Below are 7,835 nucleotides of genomic sequence, written 5' to 3'. Positions count from 1 at the left end.
GCTGCCGCCGTCATCCCGGCGGCGCGCGAGTTTCTGGCACCGCTGACCGGATCGAGCCTCGCCACGCTGATCGTGTTCGTGCCCTTGTCCTTCCTGACCGGGGTGACCGGGGCCTTTTCCAAGGCGCTGTCGCTGACGATGGCGGCGGCGCTCGCGATTTCCTGGGCAATGACGGCGTTCGTCGTGCCGGTGCTGGTACGTTGGCTGGTCGATTTCGACACGTGGCATGATCCGGGCGAAGGCAAGGACGACCGCATCGCGCGGTTGCACAGCCGCGCACTCGACCGGCTTAATGCTCGGCCCTGGCTGCTCGCGGTCATTGCGGTGCCGCTGCTGCTGCTTGGCTATGTCAGCTACACCAATGTGCCGAGCGGCTTCATGCCCAAGGTCGATGAAGGCGGGTTCGTGATGGACTATTATACCCCGCCCGGCACCTCGCTCGACGAAACCGAGCGGGAGGTCGGCCAGATCGATGCGATGCTGCGCGCCAATCCCGATGTCCTCACTTTCTCGCGCCGCCTTGGCACCGGGCTCGGCGGCGATTTGGGGCAAAGCTATCATGGCGATTATTTCGTCCGGCTGAAGCCGCCCACGCCCCGACCGAAGAGGTCGCCGCCGAAGTCGCGCGGCAAGTGACCGCCAAAGTGCGGGGCGTGCAGATTGAAGTGGCGCAATTGATCGAGGATTTGATCGGCGATCTCACCGCCGTGCCGCAGCCGATCGAGGTGAAGCTCTATGCGGATGATCCGGCGGTGCTGCCGGGCGAGGCCAGAAAGGTCGCCGCGCTGATCGGCAAGATCGATGGCGTGGTCGAAGTGAAGGACGGCGTGCAACTGGCCGGCGATGCGCTCGACGTGAAGATCGATCCGGTCCGCGCGGGGCTGGAAGGCGTTACCCCCGCCGATATCGAGACCCAGCTTAACGCGGCGCTGACCGGCAGCGTGGCGACCACGCTGGCGCAAGCCAGTAAAGCGGTCGATGTGCGCGTGCGCTTGCCCGAGGCGCTGACGATCAGCGAGACCGGGCTGGCGCAGCTCCCGATCCGCGCGATCGACGGGCATGTGTTCCCGCTGTCGCGCGTCGCGTCGCTCAAGTCGGTCACCGGCCAGCCGCAAATCAGCCGCGAAAATCTGGAGCCGATGATCGCGGTGACCGGTCGCATTCAGGGGCGCGGCATCGGGGCCGCCGTCGCCGATGTCACTGCGGCGCTCGACCGGCCGGGTGCGCTTGGCCCCGGCATCCGCTACGAACTAGGCGGACTGTACCAGCAGCAACAGATTGCCTTTGCCGGGTTGGTCAAGGTGTTCGGCGCGGCACTCGTCGCCGAATTCGCGCTGCTGTTGATCCTCTATCGGCGCTTCTGGCTGCCGGTCATCATCATCGGCTGCTCGCTGCTATCGACCACCGCCGTGTTCACCGCCTTATGGGCATCGGGGGTCGATCTCAACATCACCGCGCTGATGGGGATGACGATGATCATCGGCATCGGCACCGAAATGGCGATCTTCTACGTGTCCGAATTCGAAGACCTTGCCCGGCACATGCCACCGCCCGAGGCCGCGCGCGCGGCAAGCCGCAACCGCCTGCGCCCGATCACCATGACCACGCTGGCGGCGATCTTCACGCTGCTGCCGCTGGCGCTGGCGATCGGCCAGGGGGCCGGCATCCAGCAACCGCTCGCCATCGCGATTATCGCCGGGCTGCTGCTGCAATATCCGCTGGTGCTGCTCGCCATGCCCGTATTGGTGCGGCTAACGACGGGGCGGCGCGCCACCTAATTGCTCTCCATACCCTCTTTTTGCGAATGGTAACGCAATCGCGGCATCTTGGCGTTTCTGCGGGAGCGCGGTACGACCTCCGCCGAGAGAGGAATTTCGTCATGACATTTCGTGTTGCGGCTATGCCGTTGCTGCTGGTCGCTGCGGCGGCCTCCGCCCAGGTCGCAGCGCCGCCCCCGCCGTCTCAGACCGCTCCCGACGCCGGTATGCCCGTGCTGCCCGAATGGACGAAGCCAGCGCTGCGCGGTGCCTGGAACGATATCCGCCTGTCCCCCGATGCGCGCGCCAAGGCGCTGCTCGCGGCGATGACGCGCGACGAAAAGCAGACCCTGGTCTTCGGCTATTTCGGCACCGACTTTCCACGGCTGCAATACCGCGCACCCGCCGCAGCGCATAGCGGCTCGGCCGGCTATGTGCCGGCGATTGCCAGACTCGGCATCCCGGCGCAGCATCAGACCGATGCCGGGGTCGGCGTTGCCACCCAGGGCGGTGCCCCGGTCAAGCGCGAGCGTACCGCCTTGCCCTCCAACCTCGCCACCGCCGCAAGCTGGGATATCGCGATTGCGCGGGCGGGCGGCACCATGATCGGCGATGAAGCGCGCCGGTCGGGCTTCAACGTCATGCTGGCAGGTGGCGTCGATTTGCTGCGCGAGCCCCGCAACGGCCGCAATTTCGAATATGGCGGGGAGGATCCGCTGCTGGCCGGTACGATGGTTGCCGAACAGGTGATCGGCATTCAATCGAACCATATCGTCTCGACGATCAAGCATTACGCGATCAACGACCAGGAGACCGATCGTAACGCCGGCAATTCGGTGCTCGATCACAGCGCGGCGCGCGTGTCCGATCTGCTGGCGTTCCAATTGGCGATCGAACGCGCCGATCCGGGCTCGATCATGTGCTCGTACAACCGCGTCGATAGCGTTTACGCCTGCGAGAATAGCTGGCTGCTGACCGACGTGCTGCGCAGCGATTGGGGATTCAGGGGCTATGTAATGAGCGATTGGGGTGCGACGCACAGCACCGTCGCCGCCGCCAAGGCCGGGCTAGACCAGGATTCGGGATTTCCGTTCGACAAGGAACCCTATTTCGGGCGGCCGCTGCGGGACGCGCTCGATCATGGCACGGTCCCCGCGGCCCGGCTCGACCTGATGGCGCACCGCATCCTGCGCGCGCTGTTCGCGCAAGGCGTGTTCGAGCGTCCGGTGAGCGAGCAGCCGATCGACTATGCCGCCCATGCCGCGGTGACGCGCGCCGGAGCGGAAGCCGGGGCTGTGTTGCTGAAGAACGAACATGGTTTGCTACCACTTGCCGCCAGCGCGAAGCGGATCGCGGTGATCGGCGGCCATGCCGACAAGGGCGTGCTCGCCGGGGGCGGATCGTCGCTGGTCTATCCAGTCGGCGGCAATGCCGTGCCCGGCTTGCAACCGACAATTTGGCCCGGGCCGATCATGTATTACCCGTCCTCGCCGCTCGACGAGATCAAGCGGCAGGCCCCGGGTGCCACGGTGCGTTACGCCGATGGCAGCGACCCCGCCGCCGCTGCGGCGCTGGCCCGGGACAGCGATGTGGTGATCGTGTTCGCCACGCAATGGGCGGGCGAATCGTTCGACGTGGCGATGGCGCTCGACGGCAATCAGGACGCGCTGATCGGCGCGGTCGGCACCGCCAACCCTAACACCGTGGTGGTGCTCGAAACCGGCGGGCCAGTGGCGATGCCGTGGATCGATCAGGCCGGGGCGGTACTCGAGGCCTGGTATCCGGGCACGGCCGGGGGCAAGGCCATCGCCAACCTGCTGTTCGGCAAGGCCAATCCCTCGGGTCGCCTGCCCGTGACCTTCGCCCGCAATGTCGATCAACTGCCCGATCCAGCCCAACCGCATAGCGGCGACGTGGTGTATAAAGAGGGCGCGACGGTCGGGTATAAATGGTTCGATGCCAAGGGGATCGCGCCCTTATTCCCCTTCGGCCACGGCCTGTCCTACACGCGCTTCGTCAGCGAGGGCCTGCACGCAGCCACGCCGGGCGGCGTGCTCACCGCGACCTTCACCGTGCGCAACACCGGTGCGCGGGCTGGGGCAAGCGTTCCGCAGCTCTACGTCGCCCCGGTCGCGGGCGGGTGGGAGGCCCCGAAGCGTCTTGCCGCTTTCACCAAGGTCGCGCTGGCACCCGGCACGCGCAAGGCGGTGACGCTGACGGTCGATCCGCGTTTGCTCGCCACATGGGATGAAGCCCACCATCGCTGGCACATTGCCGGGGGTGCCTACAAGGTCATGCTGGCGGACTCGGCCCGCGACATCCGCCAAACGGTTACGGTGACCCTGCCCGAGCGCACGCTGCCCGCCACCTGGCGCGCCCGCTAAAGCGGGGCGCGTCAGGCGTTGCCGGTTTCCGGCACGCGCAGCATCGCAAGCGCCGCCAGCGCCATCACCGCCGCCGCAAACGCCATCGTCCAGATCGGCTCGGTCGGAAAGAATGCCTTGAGCACGGAGCCCATCACGGTCGCCACCAGCAATTGCGGCACGACGATGAACACGTTGAACAGGCCCATATAGATGCCGAGCTTGGCCTGCGGCAGGCTGGAGGCAAGGATCGCATAGGGCATGGCGAGGATTGAAGCCCAGGCGATCCCGACCCCGATTTCGCTCAAAACCAGCAAATTGGGTCGCGGATGACAAGGAAGCTCGCATAACCAAGGGCACCGCAGAGCAGCCCGATACCATGCGTGCGTACCTTGCCGATCCGCGCTGCCAGCCGGGGCAACACCAAGAGCGCCACGATTGTCGCGACGCCATTATACACCGCGAACAGCACCCCGACCCAATCGCCACCGGCATTGTACGCGGCGCTCGTCGGGTCGCTCGAGCCGAAGGCATATTGGGCGACGACGGGGGTGGTGTAGATCCACATGATGAACAGCGCCGACCAACTGAAGAACTGCACCAGCGCGAGCCGCTTCATCACCGTCGGCATCCCCGAAAAAGTCGCCGATGATCAGGCTGAGCGGATTGTCGGCCTTGCCGCCGCGCGCGAGCAGGATCGCGGCGATGCTGGCCAAACCATAAGCGATCAGCAACGCCCCCAGCAGATAGACCTCCTTCTGTAGGCCAAGCGTGGGCACCGTGACCACGACGCCTGCGCCCGCTGCGATCCAGCCGAGGCTCGCGCCCAGCCCGCGTGCCGCGAGCGCGTGGACGGGTTGCGTCGTGGGCTCGCCGAGCATCGGCTCGCCAAAGGCCTGCATCTCGGCCGGGCTATATTCGCGCGTCGTGCCGACGGTCCACAGCACCGCCAGCAGCAACGCCGCACCGCCGAACCAGAAACTGTAGCGAACCGTCGCAGGAATCCCGCCGAGCGCATCGCCCGACACGCCAAGATGAGTCAGCACGAACGGAAAAAGTGAACCGACCACCGCGCCTGCACCAATAAAGGCAGTCTGTAGCGCATAGCCCGCCGTATGCTGATCCTTGCGCAGCATATCGCCGACAAACGCGCGAAACGGCTCCATCGACACGTTGATCGACGCATCCAGCACCCACAGCGTCAACGCCGCGAACCACAGGATCCGGGCATCGGGCATGACGAACAAGGCCAGCGCCGCCAGCACCGCGCCTGCAAAGAAATACGGCCGCCGCCGCCCAAAACGCGTCCAGGTGCGGTCGCTGTAATGACCGATGATCGGCTGTACGAGCAGCCCGGTGAGCGGGGCTGCAATCCACAGATAGGACAGATCATCGAGCGATCCGCCAAGCGTCTGGAAAATCCGGCTCATATTAGCGTTTTGCAGCGCAAAGCCGATCTGGATGCCGAAGAAGCCGAAGCTGATATTCCACAACCCGCCGAAGCGCTGCACCGGTTTCTCGTTCAAGCCCACCTCCCCTGCTGCGGTTCCCCGCAGTCTGTCGTGCCTGACTGCCGACAAGCCCGGTAGCGCACAAGGGTGCATACGAATACGCAAACCACCACGCCGCTTGCGAGGATCGTCCGGAGCCGGGCATGACGGTGCGATGTCGATGACCGTAACCCTCCACCACCAAGGCCAGGAGCAGCGCCCGCTGCTCGTACTCGACTCATTCTGGAGCGATCCCGAATTGCTCCGTGAAGATGCCGCCGCGCTGCGGCTAACCCCGATCGGGCCGCATTATCCCGGTGTGCGTGCGCCCGTGCCGCCCCGGCTGGCCGAGGCGATGCGGGTGAAGGTGGCCCCACTGCTCGCCGCGCATTTCGGGCTCGAGCGCGCACCGGCAGTGTCGGAGGCCTATTATTCACTCGTCACCACGCCCCCGGACGCGCTGGCACCGATCCAGCGTTTGCCGCATTTCGATGGCGTCGAGCCGCGCCGGATCGCGCTGTTGCTGTTCCTCGGTCACGCCGCGCAGGGCGGCACCGCCTTCTACCGCCAACGCGCGACCGGCTATGAAAGCGTCGACGCCGAACGGCTCGAACGTTACTCCACCGAACTCGAGACAGGCGTAGGAAAGCACGGGCTGCCCGCGCCGTCCTATATCGCCGGGGACACGCCGCTGTTCGAGCAAATCGCGGCACAGCCGGGGGCGTTCAACCGCGCGCTCGTCTATGCGGGCAACACGCTGCATTGCGCGTGGCTGCCGCCGGAGGTGCCGCTCACCCCGGACCCGTTGGTCGGGCGGCTGACGCTCAACCTGTTCCTGTTCGACGATTGAGGCTCAGGCACCACTGCTGGCGCGCGCGATCAAACGGGTCGGAAGCGGCGGCGGTGTGATCGCCGTACCGCGTAACTGGCCGAGCAAGGTGCTGACGAGCAACGCACCCGCCTGCCGTGTGTCCTGCGCCACCGTCGACAGCGGCGGCGTGGTCAGCGAGGCCGAGGGAATATCGTCGAACCCGACCACCGCGACATCGCCCGGGATGCTCCGTCCCTCCGCCGCCAGCGCCCGCATCGCGCCGATGGCGATGCTATCGCTCGCCGCGAAAATTGCGTCATACGCCGCACCCCGCGCCTTGAGCGTGGCAACCGCCTCGACACCAGCCTCCTCGCTGGTGATCGCATCGACGCGAAGTGCCGGATCGGCGACCAGCCCCGCTTGCGCCAGCGCATCCCCATAGCCGCGATGCCGTTCCTCAAGCTCGGGATAGCGGCTGTCGGCCGAACCGAGGAACGCAATCCGTCGCCGCCCCTGCGCGATCAGATGCGCCGTCGCTTGCGCACCGCCCCCGCGATTGTCAGAACCGACGGTGATCCCTGCCGGGTCGGTGCCGACCGCCCCCCAGCGTACGACATGCGTGCCCTGTTCGGCCAGATGATCGAGCCGCGCCCGATACGCCTCGTAATCGCCATAGCCGAGCAGGATGATGCCGTCGGCCTTGTGGCTGTCCTGATAGTCGACGTGCCAGTCGCCCGAAAGCTGCTGGAACGAGATCAGCAGGTCGTACCCCGCTCTGGCGCTGGCACGCGTGATCGACCCGAGCATCGACAGAAAGAACGGATTGATCGTCGCGTCCTCGTCAGCCGTCTCTTCGAAGAACAGCAAAGCGAGCGTGTTCGACGCCTGGCTGCGAAGGCTCGATGCGTGTTTGTCGACCGCATAATGCAGGCTGTGGGCGATCGCTTCGATCCGCGCACGCGTCTGCGCATTGACCGATTTCACGCCGCGCAACGCACGCGACACCGTCGGCTGCGAGACACCGGCAAGTTGTGCGATATCGAACGAAGTCGGCCGCTTGGCCATCCCAGTCATACCTGTGTATTGTTTAAATAATACAGCAGAACCCCCCGACCCGCCTGCCCTGTGAATACGTATGCCCGCCACTTTTGCAATGACCTCGTCCGAAATATAGCCTGCTCCTAGCCAATCGACGCGGATGACGACGTCGAGGAAACTGAATTTCGTGAGGATGTGCGGGTTCGTCCCGCCTGAGGGGAAGACCAAATGACCAAGTTCATGCCGGGCCGCGCCGATCGCGCGGTTGCGCCGACGCGCCACCTGTCCTTGTCCGCGCGGCTGGGCGAATGCGCCAGCACGACCGCGCTCGCCGCCGCACTGGCGATGCCGGGCGTCGCCTTCGCACAGGCCCAGC

At 65.9% G+C, this 7,835-nt stretch carries 3 protein-coding genes and 2 pseudogenes; 3 read left to right on the top strand and 2 right to left on the bottom strand.

Features of this window, described 5'->3' with window-relative positions; all coding sequences use genetic code 11:
- The first annotated feature begins 12 nt into the window (after positions 1 to 12).
- Together NW75_RS19140 and NW75_RS19135 are read left to right on the top strand one after the other, a co-directional pair.
- Positions 13 to 1,778 (top strand): annotated as a pseudogene (locus tag NW75_RS19140) (efflux RND transporter permease subunit).
- 101 nt (positions 1,779 to 1,879) lie between these two features.
- Positions 1,880 to 4,141, top strand: a complete 2,262-nt coding sequence (locus NW75_RS19135) for a glycoside hydrolase family 3 C-terminal domain-containing protein (protein ID WP_033966901.1) — start codon at positions 1,880 to 1,882, stop codon at positions 4,139 to 4,141.
- An 11-nt stretch (positions 4,142 to 4,152) separates the two neighbouring features.
- Here the strand turns inward: NW75_RS19135 and NW75_RS19130 are convergent.
- Positions 4,153 to 5,724 (bottom strand): annotated as a pseudogene (locus NW75_RS19130) (MFS transporter).
- Between the two features lie 67 nt (positions 5,725 to 5,791).
- Here NW75_RS19130 and NW75_RS19125 point away from each other — a divergent pair.
- Positions 5,792 to 6,460: a DUF6445 family protein gene (locus NW75_RS19125; RefSeq protein WP_231565326.1), complete on the top strand. Its 669-nt coding sequence runs from the start codon at positions 5,792 to 5,794 to the stop codon at positions 6,458 to 6,460.
- 3 nt (positions 6,461 to 6,463) lie between these two features.
- Here the strand turns inward: NW75_RS19125 and NW75_RS19120 are convergent, their stop codons facing one another.
- The gene (locus NW75_RS19120; RefSeq protein ID WP_171010572.1) at positions 6,464 to 7,486 is read right to left on the bottom strand and encodes a LacI family DNA-binding transcriptional regulator; all 1,023 of its coding nucleotides are present in this window, start codon (positions 7,484 to 7,486) and stop codon (positions 6,464 to 6,466) included.
- Positions 7,487 to 7,835: the final 349 nt, after the last annotated feature.

Origin of the sequence: Sphingomonas sp. Ant H11 (assembly GCF_000797515.1) — a bacterium.
Classification (GTDB): Bacteria; Pseudomonadota; Alphaproteobacteria; order Sphingomonadales; family Sphingomonadaceae; genus Sphingomonas.
Note: the sequence above shows the minus strand (reverse complement) of the source record. Positions and strands in the feature narration are given on the sequence as shown.

What these genes read in the sequence shown, in the direction of transcription:
- NW75_RS19120 (WP_171010572.1), bottom strand. Translation starts at nt 7,486, where the DNA reads ATGGCCAAGCGGCCGACTTCGTTCGATATCGCACAACTTGCCGGTGTC.
- NW75_RS19135 (WP_033966901.1), top strand. Translation starts at nt 1,880, where the DNA reads ATGACATTTCGTGTTGCGGCTATGCCGTTGCTGCTGGTCGCTGCGGCG.
- NW75_RS19125 (WP_231565326.1), top strand. Translation starts at nt 5,792, where the DNA reads ATGACCGTAACCCTCCACCACCAAGGCCAGGAGCAGCGCCCGCTGCTC.